Here is a 16,910-nt window from a genome sequence, read left to right on the forward strand (position 1 = left end):
TCCTCACCTTACATATGTTAGCCGGTAATATCCTCTACCGTCACCGACACCGTGGCGGCCTTGGTCTCGAAGGTCAGCTCCGGATGGCTGGCCACCTGGAACACGATCGGCAATTCGTACTGGCCCGAGAGCAGCCCGCTCAAATCGACCGTGGCCTGCACATGCTCGCGCCGCAGCTTTTGCACCACCGAAGCCGGGCCGGTTACCCGCAGCGCGTCCACCGCCTGCGCAGAGTAGCTGACGCGCTTGCCGCCGGGTTCGTTGATGAAGTCGATCGGGATGTTCTTGAACCGCTGGGTCTCCTTCATCTCGTCGATGGCGACCGTCACCGATACCTCCACGCTCGACAGGTTCTGCACGCCCTTGAGCGCGGTCACCCGCGCCACCGCCGGGAAGGTGTGGTTGCGGCCCGTGACGTCCACCGGCTCGATCGCGAGCTCCGTCAGCCCGTCGAGCAGCGACTGCTCGCCCGCCACCCGAATCTGTTTGGGCGACACCTCGACAGAGGTCACCTCATAACCCCGCGCCACATTGCCGCGGATCAGCTCGGCCGGATTGTCGGTGATGTCCACCAGCCGCGTCGGGTAAATCGACAGCCCCACCGTGATCGAGCTGGTCGAGGCCGAGAGCGACGACGCCACCTCCTGGTCCTGCGCGTCCACCAGAATGAACGGCTCGGCGGTGCTGTTGTACGACTCCAACCGTCCCGTCACGTCGGGGGCGACCAGCGCCTTCGACACCTGCTTGACCACCGAGGCGGGCCCGGATACCGTGATTTGAGAGGGGTTGGGGGCGTAGGCGTACCAGCGGGCCGGATCGGCGTTTTGCAGCGCCACGTTGACCGGCACCACGCGCTCGTCGAGCGCGTCGACCTCCACCTCGACGTACTCGGGCAGCACCTGCGCCACCGAGCCGTAGGTGGTGATGCCGCGCAGTTTGACCTGCTGTCGGCCGGAGGTGCGGATGCTGGACAGGTCGAGCTCCACCCGCACGCTGTCGTTTGTCACCTGCGGGAACAGCGACTGCGACACCCGCACACGCAACTGCGCCTCGCGCAGCTCGTCGAGCTTGAGCACCGCCAGCCGCCGACTGGTCAGCACCGCCTGGCCGGTCACGATCACGTCGAGGTTGGAGAGGGCCTTCTCGCGCGTGATCGAGGGGTTTGAGGTAATCACATAGCTCCACAGAAACAGCGCGAACAGCAAACTGAGCAGCTTCATGCCCAGGTTCTGGGAGAACAGGCCCCACAGCGCCTTGAGGAAGTGAAGGGTCGCGCGCACGATCTGCTCAAGGTTATTCCTCACGCTGTCCCTCCTTCCACCGGGCCAGCAGTTGGCGGACGGTCAGTTCCGTAGGCTGGAACAGCTCGGTCAGCAGAGCCGTCAGCGTTTTGCGGTCGAGATGGCGCGTCAGCCGCCCGTCGCGGGCGGTCGAGATGATGCCGGTCTCCTCCGACACAATCAGCGAAACGGCGTCGGTCATCTCCGATATGCCGAGCGCCGCCCGGTGCCGCGTGCCCAACTCCCGGCTGAGCGCGTTGTTGTCGGTCAGCGGCAGGATGCAGCCCGCCGCCACGATCCGGTCGTCGCGCAGGATCACCGCGCCGTCGTGCAGCGGGGTGTTGGGCTCGAAGATGTTTTCCACCAGCGCCGCCGAGATCTCGGCGTCCAGGCGCGTGCCGCTCTCCACGATGTCGGACAGGCCGGTGCGCCGCTCCGCCACCACGAGCGCCCCGATGCGCTTGCGCGACAGCTCCATCAGCGCGTTCACCAACTCCTCGACCAGCGCGGAAATGCGACGGTTCTCCCGACTGCCCGAGCCCACCAGCCGCGACCAGTCGCGCCGGCGGCCGATCTGTTCAAGCGTGCGCCTAAGCTCGGGCTGGAACAGCACGATCAGCAGCACCGCCCCGGTACCCAGCACCTGCTGGAGCAGCCAGTTGATGGCGTTCAGCGCCAGCACCTCGCTGAGCCAGGTGAACAGCAGCACGATCGCCACACCCTTGACCACCGAGCCTACGCGCGTGTGCTTGAACATCTTGAGCACTTGGTAGATCACGACGGCCACGATCAGGATGTCGAGCACGTTGCGCCAATCAGGCAGGTCGAACAGGTTGGCGAACAGCGAGGCGATCGTAACGCCCGCGTTTCGAAGTCCCGCCAAACGACCACCTCCCGACATGATGCCCCAATTAACATTATATAGCAAGAGCTAGCTTTTTCCAGATGGGCGCGTGTTAATTCGCGCCCGAAAAAGCCTACCTTTTCTTGGACGCGGCCAATGGCTATTTTGTTTTTGAAGAATTCGCAAAGAAATCCTCGCGAAGTATGGCATACAGCTCGACGTCCACATATTTGCCCTTGTTGAACAGCCTTCCCCGGAGCGTGCCCTCGCGCTGCATGCCCACCTTGCGCATGACCGCGCCCGAGGCCGGGTTTTGCAGTTCGTGCTGCGCCTCGATGCGGTGCAGCATGAGCTCGGTGAACGCAAACTGGATGAGCGCGCCAAGCGCCTCGGTCATCAGTCCGCAGTTCCAGTAGTCGCGCGAGAGCGAGTAGCCCACCTCGGCGGAGGCGTGGTCGCTCTGGTACCACATGAAGCCGATCGTGCCGATCACCTTGCCGGTTGCGTTCAAACAGATGGCGAGGCTCGCCGGCTCGCCCATCCGGTACTTGCGCAGCGTGTAGCGGACGTAGGAGCGCGTCTCGCCGATCGTGCGGTGGGCGTCCCACAGCACATGGCGCGCCACCTCGGGGTCCTTTGAGTATTCAAAGATGTCTCCTACGTCGCGCATGGTCATCCGGCGGATGGTCACACGTTCGGTCGCGATCGCGGTCAGCCGGTCAAAGATTTCGTCGCCGCCGATCCTCAAGCAAAAACCCCCCACACGCCTACAGTAGACCGTTTAAGCATTCGTAGGTGTCGCCCGCGCGCATCTCCTCGCCCGGCAGCAGCGCCCGGTAGCCGAGCGAACATACGCCCAGCGCCACTTCGTCGCCCTCGTTGACCAGCCGTCCGTGCTTCTGCGTAAGCTGCGCGGCCTTGAGCGTCATGAGCGGCGCGAGCGGAGCGAGCGCCGCGCAGACCGACAGCGTCCAGTCGGACTGTGCCACGACCTCGCCTTCGCGCGACGCAACGACGCGCACCACGGCCACGCCTTCCTCCTTGGGCATCGTGACCGCCAGCGAGCCCGCGCGCGGAGAAGCGCCCAGCATCGCGGGCAATGTGATCGCGCCCAGAAGCGCGCCGCGTCCGTCGCGACAGGCGATCTCGACCTTCAGCGTCTCCTTGCGCAGGCCGCGCGAGCCCAGCAGCATCGCGCCGATGTTCAGCTGTACGCCCGGCCGTACACACTGCATGTCGTCGGGCAGCGCAATGCACACGGCGATCGGCGCCCACGCCTCCTGCAGCGCGTCGTAGGCCGGACGCGCCTCGCCGCTGAACTCGACGAGCGCGTTGCCCGCAAATTTCGGTTCCATTTCAAACGGCCAGTCGATCAAAGCGGGCTTGTCCGCGATGCGCGCCGCATACGCCTGGCGGCGCACTTTCTCGGCCTGCAAAAAGCGGGCCAGGCGCGCCGCGCGCGCCATGTCGCCCAGCGCGTTCGTACCGAACAGCGCCTCAAAGTCCCATTCATCGGGCCAGCGGCTGTCCGTCAGCCGCCATACCGGGCCACCCGGCGGCCAGTATTTTTCACCGCCCGAGAGCAGGTGCATGTCCTCGCCCTCGAGCGGGGCGGACGCGTCCACCTCGCGCGCCTCCCCGTCCCCGGCATAGGCGCAGAACCCGAGCGACGGCGCGTAGGGCAGCGCCCGGCCGTCCGACGCCGCCAGGCCGTCCACGCCCAACTGCCGAAGCAGCGGCAGGCGCGCCTCGATCTCTTCGCGGGTGATGTCGGCAGGTACGCGCACGATGCGCGTCGGGCCCGGCGGGTCAAAGGCCGCCTGCCCGAACGCCAGCTGACAGCCGACGCCCATGCGCTCGATCGACAGCCGCACGGTGTACAGCGTGTCGTCCGCCTTTTGAGGGTCGTAGGCGGTCGGGCCGGGGACGCTCAGCGCATGGCTGACCTCGGCCGCGCCCGGCCTGAGCGATTGCGCGAACTCGAAGTTGCCGACGGCCTCGTCGGCCAGCGCCACCACGTACCGGAACTGGTAGCGTCCGGCGGCATGCGCGCGCAGCCGCACGACGGAGATAATCGCCTCGTCCTTTGCGGTCAGCTCGAAGCCCTCGAGCGTCATGCCGACGCCGGCGCGCAGCTTGACCGCGCCCAGCGGGCCAATGCGACGCTGACCGGGAGACGCCGGCTCGAACGAGATCGACAGCCGGTTCTCGCCGGGGATCGCGGCCTCCGAGCAGTCGATCAGCAGCTTCCCCGCCTCAAACGGATATGCCCGCCCGTTCAGGACCGCCTTGCCCGCGCCCGCCATGTATTCGCATTCGAGCTGGCAGCGCTCGTCCTCGTCCGACCAGTCGAACGCCGTCTCGTAGACCCAGCGGCAGCGGTAGATCCACGCCTCCGCCAGCGCGTCCAGGCCGACCGGGCGGGGCTGCAGCAGCCCCTGCCGGATCAATGCGCGGCGCACCTCGAGCGCGCCCTCGATGGGAAAGGGGTCGAACACGCCGCCCTTCAGCGTCCAATTCTCCGATAGCGTTTTCAGATATGCCACGATGTACCCTCCGCTCAGATCAGTTTCATCTCTTCAAGTATGGGTTTGGCGAGCAGCAGCGCGGCCACGCTCTTCATGTCGGCGATCTCGCCGCGATAGACCATGCCGTAGAGCTCCGCAGCCGGGTAGAGCCGCACGTTCAGGAACTCGTCTTCGTCGGGGCACAGCTCGCCCTGCGTGAGCGTGGTCGCCAGGTACAGCGCGATGCGCTCGTCGCAGAAGCCGGGCGTGGTGACGACATGGGCCAGGCGCGTCCAGTGCTCGGCTGTCAGGCCGGTCTCCTCGCGCAGCTCGCGCTGCGCGGCCACGAGCGTGTCCTCGCCCTTGAAGTTCAGCTTGCCGGCCGGGACCTCGAGCATCACCTCGCCCACGACCACCCGGTGCTGCCGGACCATCGCGATGCGGCCCGCGTCGTCCGCGGCCACCACCGCCGCCGCGCCCACATGCGCGATGGCCTCGCGGGTGGCCGTCTTCAAGTTGGGCAGGCGCACCTGCCACCGCTCGAGGTGCACCACCTTGCCGTCAAAGAGGACTTCTTTTGAGATGATCTGCTCCGTCAGTGCCCGATCGTCCATGCCTCGCGCCGCCTTCCCCGCCAATTCTGTTTAAACTCTATATAATTCGCCGCGCGGCCGCCGCAATCCTGCTATAGCGCGCATGTTTTTTGAATTGTCAACCCCATCGAAATGATGTATAATGAGGGCAGACTCAATGACAAGGGGGGTTCATCGCCATGATACAGGTGGTTCTGGGCAAGAAGGGCAGCGGAAAGACCAAGCGCCTCATCGACCTGGCCAACGAGGCGCTCAAGACCGAGCACGGCGTCATCGTGTTTGTCGACGATGATGCGCGTTACATGTATGACCTCCGCCATGAAATCCGGTTTGTGAACGCGGGCGAGTTCGCATTGGGCGAGCATCGCTCGGCCGACTGGTTCTACGGGCTGCTGGGCGGCATGCTGGCGGTTAATTTTGATATTACGCGCGTCTACGTCGATGCGTTTGCCAAGCTCATCAACAACACCGACTGGCGCGAAATGGAAGCGTTGTTCAAGCGGCTGGAAGGCTTAAGCAACCAGCACAAGGCCGATCTGGTGCTGAGCGTCAGCGGCGACCCGGAGACGCTGCCCGAATTCATCACCCGGTACGCGGTATAACCGCGCAGCCCAATTCCCCTCCTTGGAGGGGTGCCCAAGGGGCGAGGCGGTGACCCGGTTGCAGAACCCGGCGAGGCCTCACGGGTGCGGCCAAAGGGTTCGCCACCCCGACTGCGGGCATCCCTCCTTGGAGGGGAATTGGGAATCCCCCAAATCCCTTCCCTTAAAGGCAAGGAGCATGTGCGCATATGTCAATAAAATACCTTTCCACCCGCGACGCATCGGTTAGATTTACCCCCGCTCAGGCCATCGTGTCGGGGCTCGCGCCGGGGGGCGGGCTGTTCGTGCCGGAGCGCATTCCGACGTTCGCGCCGGGGGCGCTCGAGGCGTTGATCGGGCTCGATTATCCATCTCGCGCGGCGCGGGTGCTCGCGCCGTGGCTGACCGGTTTCCCGGAAGAGGCGCTCGAAACCATGTGCCGGGCGGCTTACGCGCGCTTTGACAGCGCGGCGGTCGCCCCGGTCGTAGCGCTCGAGAATGGATTGTATATGCTCGAGCTGTGGCATGGCCCGACGCTGGCGTTCAAGGACATGGCGCTGCAGCTGATGCCGCATCTGCTGGCCGCGTCGGCGCGGCAAACCGGCGAGAGGCGCGAGATTTGCATCCTGGTCGCCACCTCGGGCGATACCGGCAAGGCCGCGCTCGAGGGTTTCGCCGATGTGCCCGGCGTAAAAATCTGCGTGTTCTACCCCGAAAACGGGGTATCCGAGGCGCAGCTTCTGCAAATGGTGACCCAGGCGGGCGGCAACGTGCGCGTGGTCGCCGTGCGCGGCAACTTCGACGACGCGCAGACCGGCGTCAAGCGGATCTTCGCCGATCCCAAGTGCTCCGAGGCGCTGAACGCGCGCGGCGTGGTGCTGTCGAGCGCCAACTCGATCAACCTGGGCAGGCTCGCGCCCCAAATCGCATACTATTGCTCGGCCTATGTGGACATGGTATCTTCGGGCGCGATCGCGATGGGCGAGGCGATCGACGTCTGCGTGCCGACCGGCAATTTTGGCAACATCCTGGCCGCCGAATACGCGCGCGACATGGGCCTGCCGATCGGGCGGCTGCTCTGCGCGTCCAACGAGAACAACGTGCTCTTTGACTTCATCGAGACCGGCGTGTACGACCGAAACCGGCCGTTCCACCTGACCAGCTCGCCCTCGATGGACATCCTGATCTCGTCCAACCTCGAGCGGCTGCTGTTCGAGCTGTCGGGCCGGGACGACGCGCAGGTGCGCGCCTGGATGGCGCGGCTTGCGGCCGAGGGCCGCTACCGGCTCGTTGGCGAGCCGTTTACACGGCTTCAGGCGACCATGTCCGCTCTCTGGGCCGGGCAGGACGCGGTCGCCGGGGAGATTCGGGAAACCTGGGCGCGCGAGGGCTACCTGCTCGACCCCCACACCGCGGTGGCTATGCGCACGGCGCGCGCCTTTCGCGCGCGCGAGGGGGCCGGGCGGCCGATGCTCGTGGTGTCCACCGCCAGCCCCTACAAGTTCGGGCGCACGGTGCTCGAGGCGCTGACCGGCCCTGTTTCGGGCACGGACGACTTCGCCTGCTGCGAGCGCCTGGCGGAGATCACCGCTCAGCAGGTGCCCGAGGCCATCGCTGCGCTGAAGTCAAAGCCGGTCTTGCACCGGGATGTCTGCGCGGCGGACGGACTGTGGCAGGCGCTCCAGCCGCTGGTGGACCGATGAATCAGGCCAAGAGGGGATAGCGCATGGGCGGCTCGTCGATCATCAACAAGATAAAGCTGAGCGCCCTCAGCCGGCGGATGCGCGCGACGCGCGCGCGACGGCCGCGCCGCGAGCACCGCGGCCGGATGCGCGACTTTGGCGTAAATAAAAAACGCTACCTGTTCTTCATTCCCGTCCTGCTGATTATGATCGCGCTCGCGGCCTGGGGCAAGGACCCGGGGCGCGCGGTGCATCGCTTCCGTCCGGCGGCGCTCACGCGGGTGAACCCGCTGATGGGCTGGGCGGTGGACGCCGCCACCGATCCCGACCAGGTGGAAATCGACCATTCGCTGGTGTACGCGCGGCTGACCTGGAAGGAGCTGGAACGCGAGGAGGGCGTCTTCGACTTCGAGGGCTTCGAGCGCCGCAACCGGCTTGAACGCTGGTGGCGCGCGGGCAAGCGGGTGGTGCTGCGGTTCGTGATGGACGCGCCGGGGCCCGAGCGGCACCGGGACATCCCCGACTGGCTCTACGAAGCCATGGGCGAGAATGCGGGCCAATACTACGAGAACGCGCTCGGGCGCGGCTTCTCGCCCAACTACGCCGACTGGCTGCTGATCGAGAGGCACAATGCCGCGATCCGGGCGCTGGGCGCGCGCTACGACGGCCATCAGGGCGTGGCGTTCGTGGAGCTGGGCAGCCTCGGCCACAACGGCGGCTGGACCACGCAACACGTGGACAGCGACTGGGACATGCCGCCCAGCACCGACCTCAAGACCTGGGTCGGGGCCTATACGGGCGCGTTTGAGCGCACGCCTCTGCTGGCCAGCGCGCCCTACCAGCCGGTGCGGCTGACCGGCATCGGGCTGTACAACGACCGCCTGGGCGACGAAGGCGCCACCTGGGACTGGCTGGACACGCTGGAATACGGCGGCTACGACGAGGCCGTGGGCGCCCAGCTGCGCGGCGTGGGCGCGCAGCGGCGCACCGCGCCGTCGGGCGCGCACATCCCCCGCTCGATCGACCAGCAGGTGCTGTTCGGGCGCGGCATGGGCGCGCTGCTGCGCGCACTGAGCGAGAGCCACACCACCTACGTCGGCGGCGTCAAAGCGACCGGCCTCACAGAGGCCATGCGCAATAACATGGCGGTGGCGCTGTCGGCCATGGGCTACCGGCTGTGGGTGCGCGAGGCCGCCTGGCCCCGCGCGGTGCGCGCCGGCTACCGGCTCAAGGTGGATCTCGACGTACACAACGACGGCGCGCAGGCGTTCAGCCAACCCTGGCCGGTGGAGCTTTCACTGTTTGACGCGGGGCAAAAGGTCTACGCTCAGGAGACCGAGCTCGACGTGCGCAAGCTCGCGCCCGGCGTCACGCGCGCCGCGGCGACGATCGACCTCCCCCGCGCGCTGCCCGCCGGGCGGTACGATCTCGCGATCGCCATACTCGACCCGACGAGCGGCGAGCCCGCGGTGGAACTTGCGATGAACGCGAAGCGCATCGGGCTGCGCACGTTGCTGGGCGAGATCGAAGTGACGCCGCCATGAGGCGCCTGAATAAATCAGCGCTTACCTAGGTAAGCGCTGATTAAAGTACGCGTGCGATGGCGAGGTGATTTTTCGTTCCGGTGTGCCTGCAAAAACCGCGGGACTAGCAGCGCTAATTCAAGTGTTTTTGCAGGCGCACCGGGGCGGAAAAGCATCCGTCTCCGCGCGTGGGATTTGATCGGCGGTTACCTAGTGAGGGAATGCTATTTCCGCCGCCACCCAAATAATAACCAGCAGTCCGATCAGGATGGACAACCATGTCAATAAAGCCCTGTCCTTGTTCTTTATTGCCGATATGACCCCCATTACAAAGCCGATTACGCCCAAACCCGCGATGAATGGAGTTGGCAAAGGGAATCTGATCGGAACCGCTGGATCCGCAAATTTTAAGGCCATGCATACGATAAAAGTCAGCGTTAAACCAGCCGCCCACCTTCCGGCCGTTGCTTTAGGCCATAGCAGAATCTTCATCATTCATTCCTCTCTTTTCCTTCTCAGCAAAACGCACCCCTTGTTTGCCGCCTTTCGGCGGTCAAGGGTTTCGGGTTATCGAAAGGAACGAAGGGGCTGCGCCGCCGTTTTTGGGCATAGCGTGTTCCGTTGCGCGAAAAGCGCTTCGGTCGGCCCGCATTCGTCACCGCATTCCAGCGCATTGAGCATCCGCTTGAGCCGCTTCAATGACTTTCAGCTCAGAATCAAACCGCTTCACAGGAGATACCTCCAGCTAACTGCCACAGTCGTGTGGCTCACGGCTGCATACTACCGCGGTCTTGTGGCGGTGTCAATACTCCCGAAGTAGTTTTGAGTGTTAAATCGCGGAATTTTGAGCCGTATTGAGTGAAATAAACCTGATCCGGTCCGCCGAATAATTTCCGCCGGAACATGCAATACTGGGATTCGGTATGCCAGCCAAGAGGGCGGTGCAACATGTTTAAAAGGGCGAAAAAAGAACCCGACTTCTCAGAAGCGGTCGAGGCATTCAATCAGGGTCTGACCGCCTTGCCCGTCTCGGACGCGGTGGATGACAACGTGGATCTGATGAAGCGACTGTTCGAAAACGTGGACATCATGCGCTACAGGTTCGTCGCCAAGGACGGCGACCGGGCGTACGCCATCGTTTTCTCCGACGGCATGGTCGACGCGACCATCATCAACGAGCACATCCTCCAGCCGCTGATGAGCGCGCCCGCGCAGATCAGGGACAAGGACCTGATGAAGCGGCTGACGGCCGAGGTGGTGCAGATCAGCGAGGCCGAGCTGACGGGTGACTTCAAGAAGATCGTGGGCGCGGTGACCTACGGCGACACCGTGCTGTTCGCCGACGGTTGCGCCGAAGCCGCCATCCTGAACACCAAGAGCTTCGCGTTGCGCTCGATCGACGAGCCCGACAGCGAAAAGAGCCTGCTCGGCCCGCGCGAAGGCTTTACCGAATCAATGATGCAAAACGTGTCGATGCTGCGCCGCCGGGCCCGCACCAACGACCTCAAGATCCGTCAGATGAGCTTTGGCAAGAAGACGCGTACCTCCGCCGTCATCTGCTATTTTGACAGCGTGGTCACCCGGCGCGTGCTGGACGACCTGCTCAAGCGCCTCGAGGCAATCGACATCGACGGCGTGCTGGACACCAACTACCTGGCCGAGCTGATCCGCGAGCACCGCTTTTCGCTGTTCCGGACGATCGGCTATACCGAGCGCCCGGACACGGTCATCGGCCGCCTGCTCGAGGGGCGGGTGGCGATCGTGCTCGACGGCACGCCCATGGCGCTGACGCTGCCCTACCTGTTCGTCGAGAACTTTCAGAGCAGCGAGGACTACTACATGAGCTTTTACTACGGCTCGTTCTCGCGCATACTGCGCATGCTGGGCTTTCTCATGACGATCACCGTGCCCGGCCTCTACATCGCCATCGTGGCATTCCAGCACGAGATGCTGCCCACGCCGCTGCTCATCAACGTCGCCGCCGAGCGGCAGAGCGTGCCGTTGCCGGCGGCGGTCGAGTCGTTTGTGATGCTGATCGTGTTTGACATTCTGCGGGAAACCGGGGTGCGCATGCCCACCAACATCGGCCAGGCGCTGAGCATCGTGGGCGCGCTGGTCATCGGCCAGGCCGCTGTGGAGGCCAAGCTGGTGGCCGCGCCCATGATTATCGTGGTGGCGGTCACCGGCATCACCAACCTGCTGGTGCCCAAGCTCAATGCGCCGGTCATCTACCTGCGCCTGTTCGTGCTGCTGATGTCGTCGATGTTCGGCTTCTTCGGGTTGACCATCAGTCTGTCGCTGATCCTGGTTCACCTGATCGCGCTCGACTCGTTCGGCGTTCCGCTCATTTCCCTCGACGGCGGCACGCGGCTTCAGCAGACCAAGGACATCGCGATTCGCGCACCCTGGTGGACCATGATCCTTCGCCCGAAGGCCCTGACAGACAACCGCACCCGAATGAAGCCGGGGGGAGGCGGCCATGCGTAGAGTCTTGAGCATTGCGGCGCTTTGCCTCGTGCCCGCGCTGCTGCTCAGCGGTTGCTGGAGCTATCGCAGCCTGAGCGAGCTGGCGCTGGTCGTGGGCATGGGTGTGGATCGCGACGCGGCCACCGGCGACTACCGGCTGTCGTCGGAGATCCTGGACTTGACCAAGCCGCCCAAGAGCAGCGCGCCGAGCTCGAAGGTGGTGGTGTCCACGGGCAAGACGCTGTTCGATGCCGCCCGAAACGCCAAGCGACGGCTGCTCAACCGGCTCTACATCGGCAACATTCAGATGGTGGTGATCAGCGAGGATGTGGCGCGCACCGTGGGCGTCGCGCCTTTGGTGGACTGGCTCATGCGCGAAGGCGAAAGCCGCGAGACCCTCAACATTGTCCTCGCCCAAGGCGTCAGCGCCCAGGAGATACTGTCGATACCCGGCATCGACCAGCGCATCACATCGATTGAAATGGACCGAATCGTCGGTGAAGATCACAGCCTGACCTCGTCCACCGCCTACATCGAGCTGTACCGCATCTACGATACGCTGAAATGCCCGGGTATATCGCTGACCCTGCCGGTGTTCCATATCGTGGATAACGACGGCGAGCCCACGTTTGAATCCAACGGCATCGCCGCCTTTGCCGGCGACAAGCTGGTCGGGTTGCTGACGCCCGAGGAGAGCAAGGCCTTCCTGATCGCCACCGATCAGTGCAAGGGCGGTGTGCTGCCGCTCGACTGGCACGGCTCGGGCGCGCCCGACATCGCGCTCGAAATCGCGGGAAACCGAGCCAAAACCTCTTTTTCGGTTCGGGACCGGCAGCCCGCCTTCCGCATCGAAGTCGAAACCGATGTCTATTTGGCCGAGGTTCAGTCCGAGATCGACGTCATGGATGCCGCGCAGATTGAGTCGGTAGAGCGCGAGGCCGGCCGGCAGCTGAACGACGCCATTGAGCGCCTGGTGCGCAAGGCCCAGTCCGAGTTCAAGAGCGACATTCTGGGCCTCGGGCGCCGCGTATACCAGCGCGACGTGCGCCTGTGGAAACAGCTGGAATCCAACTGGGCATCGATCTTTCCTACGGTGAGTGTCGAGGTGTCCTGCCGCGTCAACATCAAGAACAGCGCCTTCATCAAATCCGAGGAGGCCCTCCGCTCATGACGATCGCCATTCTGATCGTGCTGTATCTGTGCGTGCTGTTCATCGATTTTGGGTCCATCCGCAAGACCTGCGCGCCGGGGATGAAGGTGCTGTACCTGTCGCTGCTGGTCATAAGCTTCGCGGCGCTCATGCTAAGCGAGCTGGGCGTGACCCTGCCGTCCCCCGCCAAGCCCATTGTGCAAGCGGTAAAGGCCGTGCAATCGCTCTTTGGCGCCTCGTGACCCCGCGGAAAGGAGCATGTCCCTTGCTTGAACAACCCCTGACCAGCCGCCAGGCCATCTCGGTGATCGTTTTATTCAATTTCGGCAGCAGCGTCGTGATGGGCGTGAGCACCACGGTGGGGCAGGATAACTGGCTCTCGCTGCTGCTCGCCACCCTGCTCATGATCCCGGCGGTTCTGATGTACGCCCGGATTCTGAAGCTCAATCCCGGTCAAGACCTCTTTGACGCCATCGAGGCGCGGTTGGGCAAGGTCGCCGGCAAGATCGTCACCATGCTGATGGCGTGGTATGCGCTGCACCTGTGCGCGTTGGTCATGCGCAACTTTTCGGAGTTCATCAAGATCTCCAGCCTGCTCGACACACCGCAGCTGCCGGTGCTGGTCATTTTGGTGATCACGGTATGCTTCCTGGCCCGCTACGGCTGCAAGGCGCTGGGCAAGTGGTCGGTGGTGATGGTGCAGGTGGTGCTGGGCATCGTGTTGCTGACCGTGCTGCTGTCGCTCAACGTGATGCGCTTTGACAACATCCTGCCCGTATTCGAACACTCATTCGTCGAGATCGCACAAGACGCGTTCGGCATCTTTGCGTTCCCGTTTTGCGAGACGGTGCTGTTCATGAGCTTCGCCGACTGCCTGCGCAAGGGCGACGAACCCAGGAACATCTACTTGTCCGGCATGCTGCTCAGCAGCATTGTGCTGCACATCATCATCTTGCGCAACCTGTTTGTGTTGGGCGCGTCGATGATAGCGATCGAATACTTTCCCTCCTATGTGGCGGCGCGCATCATCAATCTGGGCGACTTTCTGTCGCGGATCGAGGGCTCGATCTCCGTCAACTTCATCCTGGCCGGCATCGTCAAGATCACCGTGTGCCTGATCGCCGCCAGCAAGGGCATATCAAAGCTGTTTGGGACCGGGGACTACCGCCAAGTGGCGCTTCCCACGGCCTTGCTGGCGATGGCGCTGGCCTTCATCCTTTACAAAAACACCATGGAGATGTTTGCGTTCATCAAATACTACCCGCTGTACGCCTCGCTGTTCCAGTTGCTGCTGCCGGCGATTTTGTGGATTGCGTCCGAAATCGGCGCGAGGCGCACAAAGACTGCTTGACGGATGGTCCGCCGGTTTATATAATATATATTGTGCACATGAGAATCGGCGCATACTATATGTGCCGTTTTTCGACGGTTGGCATGCGAAGTACGAATGGAGGATGCGCCCGTGAAGCTGCTCAGCAACGACTTCCTGAAACGATACCCCGATCATCCCGCCCACATGACGCAACTGGGCCTGTTTACCTTCTACCGCACCTACGCCCGTTTCCTGCCGGAACGCGGGCGGCGGGAGACGTGGAAGGAGACGGTCGCGCGCGCCGTCGAGTACAACGTGGGCCTGGACGAGATTCACAGGGCGAAACTTGGCCTGCCCATCCCCCGCGCCCGGCTTACGGAGGAGGCGCGCTCGCTGTTTGACAATGTTTTCAACCTGCGCCAGTTCCCGTCGGGCCGCACGCTATGGGTGGGCGGCACGCAGGTAGCGCGCGACTACCCGATGGCCAACTTCAACTGCAGCTTCACCAACATCGAAAAGTGGGACGACCTGTGCGAGCTGTTCTATCTCCTGATGCTGGGCAGCGGCGTGGGCTTCAAGTGCACACCCGAGATGGCGAAGCGCCTCTCTCCGATCCGCGTCAATACCCGGCTGATTCTGTCTCCTTACAACCCGGTGCCGGTCGACTACCGGCTCGAGCACACCGACGTGCGCCACCTCGAAAACGGGTTCGCCAAGATCTACGTAGGCGACAGCAAGGAGGGCTGGCGCGACGCGTTGGGGCAGTACCTTTTGCTGTTGACCGACCCGCGCTACGAGCACGTGCACACGATCAAGGTGTCGTTCAATTCCGTGCGCCCCAAGGGCGAGCGGTTAAAAACTTTCGGCGGCACGGCGTCGGGCCCCGAGCCGCTCAAGGAGATGTTCGCCGGCATCGACGCGGTGCTGAAAAATCAGATCGACGCAAGCCTTGCGCCGATTGAGCACGACGCGCGCGGCTACGGACGCGTGCGGCCCATCCACATCCTCGACATCGGCAACCTGATCGGCAACAACGTGGTGGCGGGCGGCGTGCGGCGCACGGCGGAAATCTTCCTGTTCGACCCCGATGACATGGAGTGCCTGTTCGCCAAGTACGGCGTCAACGGCTTCTGGTCGGAGCGCCACTTTGCGCAGCACGAAAAGGTCAAGCGGCAGCTTGAAAAGATGGGCATCGAGCCGCCGGCCTGGTTCGGGGCGCTGTCGGAGCGGCACGTCGACCCGCAAGTGGGCGGCGGCGCGCCGTTCAACCCCGGCCGGCCGGGCATCGGACATAGGCGGCTGTCCAACAACTCGATGGCGCTGACCTCAAAGCCCTCGCCCGACATGCTGCACCTGATCTTCCTGATGATCGAGCTCGACGGCGAGCCCGGCTTCATCAACCTCGAGGCCGCGCGCCGGCGGCGCGACAATGCCGAGGGCGTGAACCCCTGCGGCGAGATCCTGCTCGACTCCAAGCAGCAGTGCAACCTGACCACGGTCAACCTGTGCGCCTTCCGTACGGAAGACGGCTTCGATCTGGAAGCCGCGCGGCGCGCGCAGGCGCTGTCGGCGCGCGCAGGGCTGCGCATGACGCTGATCGATCTGGAGCTTAACGAATGGAACGAAAAGCACAAGCGCGACCGGCTGACCGGCTGCAGCCTGACCGGCGTGCAGGACGCGTTTGCCGGCATGGACGAGGCCGGGCAGGACGCGGCGCTCGAATCGCTGTCAAGCGTCGCGCGCGAGGCGGCGGCGCAGTACGCGCACGAACTGCGCATTCCCTCCCCGCTCCTGGTCACCACGATCAAGCCGGAGGGTACGCTATCGCTGGTCGCGGGCGGGGTGTCGGCGGGGCTGCACAACGCGCACGCGCCCTACTTCATCCGGCGCATCCGCGTCTCCTCCGACGACGCGCTGGCCAAGGCGGCGCTCGAGTTTAACTGGAAGCTGCAGCCCGAGGTGGGCACCGTGGGCGGGATCGAGAACGCGCGCACGCTGGTGCTGGACTTCCCGGTTAAGTCGCGCTCGCGGGTGACCAAGGGCGACGTGCCGGCGCTTTCGCAGCTTGCGCGCTACATCCAGTTCCAGCGCCACTACACCCAGCACAACTCGAGCAACACGATCACGGTCAAGCCGGACGAATGGCCGCCCATCGAGCGCGCGATCGCCGAGGTGTGGGACGACTTCGTGGGCGTGGCGTTCCTGGCCTACGACGGCGGCACCTATCAGCTCGCGCCGTACGAGGAGATCACTCGGGAACACTACGAAGCGCTCAGCAAGGCATACAGCCCGTTCGATCCCGCGGTGCTGACCAAGTACGAGAGCGTCAGCATCCCGTCGGACGCCGAGGACGACGACTGCGTCAACGGGGCGTGCCCGGTGCGGTAGGGCGCTTCCCCGCCGTGTAAAATCGTGCCCATATAAACGACCGGAGGTATCCCCATGTCCAAGCCGCAAGTCACCAACGCCATGCGCCTGCTCGCGCAGGCCAAAATCCCATTCACGCCGCTCTACTACGACTTGGGCGGGGAGGAATTCTCGGGCGAGGCGGTGTGCCGCGCGCTGGGCGCGGACGAGCGCGCGAGCTTCAAGACGCTGTGCGCGCGCGGAGAGCGCAGGGGTGTGGCGGTGTTCGTGGTGCCGATCTCGGGCGCGCTCGATTTGAAACTGGCGGCGCAGGCGCTCGGCGACAAGGCGGTGTCGCTGACCTTGGTCAAGGAACTGAACGCGCTCACCGGCTACGAGCGCGGCGGGGTCTCGCCGGTGGGCATGAAGAAGCGCTACCCGACCTTCATCGACCGGTCGGCCGCCGATTTCGAGCGCATCCGCATCAGCGGCGGGCAGAAGGGCGTGTCGCTCGAAGTGAACCCCAACGCCCTCGCGCACTACCTGAACGCGGCCTTCGCGCCGCTCGTGTAGGCGAAGGACGTCCGGGCGGCCCGTTGGCCGGTGCTTGGAGAGAGAAGCCCTGC

The 16,910-nt window shown here is 64.3% G+C and carries 15 protein-coding genes; 9 read left to right on the forward strand and 6 right to left on the reverse strand.

What is annotated here, in order from left to right:
- Window positions 1–17: 17 nt before the first annotated feature.
- The 5 genes from ACH6CV_RS07620 to ACH6CV_RS07640 all read right to left on the reverse strand — a co-directional run bounded on the left by ACH6CV_RS07620 (window position 18) and on the right by ACH6CV_RS07640 (window position 5,245).
- Window positions 18–1,304: a CdaR family protein gene (locus ACH6CV_RS07620; RefSeq protein WP_456357585.1), complete on the reverse strand. Its 1,287-nt coding sequence runs from the start codon at window positions 1,302–1,304 to the stop codon at window positions 18–20.
- Complete coding sequence (cdaA, locus tag ACH6CV_RS07625; protein WP_456357586.1) at window positions 1,294–2,163, reverse strand: diadenylate cyclase CdaA; 870 nt, start codon at window positions 2,161–2,163, stop codon at window positions 1,294–1,296. Before cdaA ends, ACH6CV_RS07620 begins: the two co-directional genes overlap by 11 nt.
- A gap of 121 nt (window positions 2,164–2,284) precedes the next feature.
- Window positions 2,285–2,872 (reverse strand): GNAT family N-acetyltransferase, encoded by a 588-nt coding sequence (locus ACH6CV_RS07630; RefSeq protein WP_456357587.1) that lies wholly within the window; start codon window positions 2,870–2,872, stop codon window positions 2,285–2,287.
- A gap of 19 nt (window positions 2,873–2,891) precedes the next feature.
- Window positions 2,892–4,670, reverse strand: a complete 1,779-nt coding sequence (locus tag ACH6CV_RS07635; RefSeq protein ID WP_456357588.1) for a hypothetical protein — start codon at window positions 4,668–4,670, stop codon at window positions 2,892–2,894.
- Between the two features lie 14 nt (window positions 4,671–4,684).
- A complete protein-coding gene (locus tag ACH6CV_RS07640; protein WP_456357589.1) occupies window positions 4,685–5,245 on the reverse strand; it encodes an NUDIX hydrolase in 561 nt (186 codons plus the stop codon).
- A gap of 158 nt (window positions 5,246–5,403) precedes the next feature.
- On the opposite strand from ACH6CV_RS07640, the gene ACH6CV_RS07645 reads away from it, so the two are divergent.
- The 3 genes from ACH6CV_RS07645 (at window position 5,404) to ACH6CV_RS07655 (ending at window position 9,031) form a co-directional block, all read left to right on the forward strand.
- Window positions 5,404–5,826, forward strand: a complete 423-nt coding sequence (locus ACH6CV_RS07645) for a hypothetical protein (RefSeq protein WP_456357590.1) — start codon at window positions 5,404–5,406, stop codon at window positions 5,824–5,826.
- 188 nt (window positions 5,827–6,014) lie between these two features.
- Window positions 6,015–7,508: a threonine synthase gene (thrC, locus tag ACH6CV_RS07650; RefSeq protein ID WP_456357591.1), complete on the forward strand. Its 1,494-nt coding sequence runs from the start codon at window positions 6,015–6,017 to the stop codon at window positions 7,506–7,508.
- Window positions 7,509–7,531: 23 nt separating this feature from the next.
- Window positions 7,532–9,031 (forward strand): DUF4832 domain-containing protein, encoded by a 1,500-nt coding sequence (locus ACH6CV_RS07655; protein WP_456357592.1) that lies wholly within the window; start codon window positions 7,532–7,534, stop codon window positions 9,029–9,031.
- 189 nt (window positions 9,032–9,220) lie between these two features.
- On the opposite strand, the gene ACH6CV_RS07660 is transcribed toward ACH6CV_RS07655, so the two are convergent.
- Complete coding sequence (locus ACH6CV_RS07660; RefSeq protein WP_456357593.1) at window positions 9,221–9,505, reverse strand: hypothetical protein; 285 nt, start codon at window positions 9,503–9,505, stop codon at window positions 9,221–9,223.
- Window positions 9,506–9,958: 453 nt separating this feature from the next.
- Here ACH6CV_RS07660 and ACH6CV_RS07665 point away from each other — a divergent pair, with 453 nt between their 5' ends.
- The 6 genes from ACH6CV_RS07665 to ACH6CV_RS07690 all read left to right on the forward strand — a co-directional run bounded on the left by ACH6CV_RS07665 (window position 9,959) and on the right by ACH6CV_RS07690 (window position 16,857).
- Entirely contained in the window at window positions 9,959–11,497 is a 1,539-nt protein-coding gene (locus tag ACH6CV_RS07665) for a spore germination protein (protein ID WP_456357594.1), read from the forward strand.
- A complete protein-coding gene (locus ACH6CV_RS07670; protein ID WP_456357595.1) occupies window positions 11,490–12,647 on the forward strand; it encodes a Ger(x)C family spore germination protein in 1,158 nt (385 codons plus the stop codon). Before ACH6CV_RS07665 ends, ACH6CV_RS07670 begins: the two co-directional genes overlap by 8 nt.
- A complete protein-coding gene (locus tag ACH6CV_RS07675) occupies window positions 12,644–12,868 on the forward strand; it encodes a hypothetical protein (protein ID WP_456357596.1) in 225 nt (74 codons plus the stop codon). The genes ACH6CV_RS07670 and ACH6CV_RS07675 overlap by 4 nt, the downstream gene beginning before the upstream one ends.
- Window positions 12,869–12,891: 23 nt before the next feature.
- Window positions 12,892–13,977, forward strand: a complete 1,086-nt coding sequence (locus tag ACH6CV_RS07680) for a GerAB/ArcD/ProY family transporter (protein WP_456357597.1) — start codon at window positions 12,892–12,894, stop codon at window positions 13,975–13,977.
- Between the two features lie 96 nt (window positions 13,978–14,073).
- Window positions 14,074–16,326, forward strand: a complete 2,253-nt coding sequence (gene nrdJ, locus ACH6CV_RS07685) for a ribonucleoside-triphosphate reductase, adenosylcobalamin-dependent (RefSeq protein WP_456357598.1) — start codon at window positions 14,074–14,076, stop codon at window positions 16,324–16,326.
- A 54-nt stretch (window positions 16,327–16,380) separates the two neighbouring features.
- Window positions 16,381–16,857, forward strand: coding sequence for an aminoacyl-tRNA deacylase (locus tag ACH6CV_RS07690; protein WP_456357599.1), 477 nt, complete (start codon window positions 16,381–16,383; stop codon window positions 16,855–16,857).
- Window positions 16,858–16,910: the final 53 nt, after the last annotated feature.

The organism is Anaerozeibacter quisquiliarum (assembly GCF_051162045.1).
In the GTDB taxonomy this organism is placed as follows: domain Bacteria; phylum Bacillota; class Clostridia; order Christensenellales; family Aristaeellaceae; genus Anaerozeibacter; species Anaerozeibacter quisquiliarum.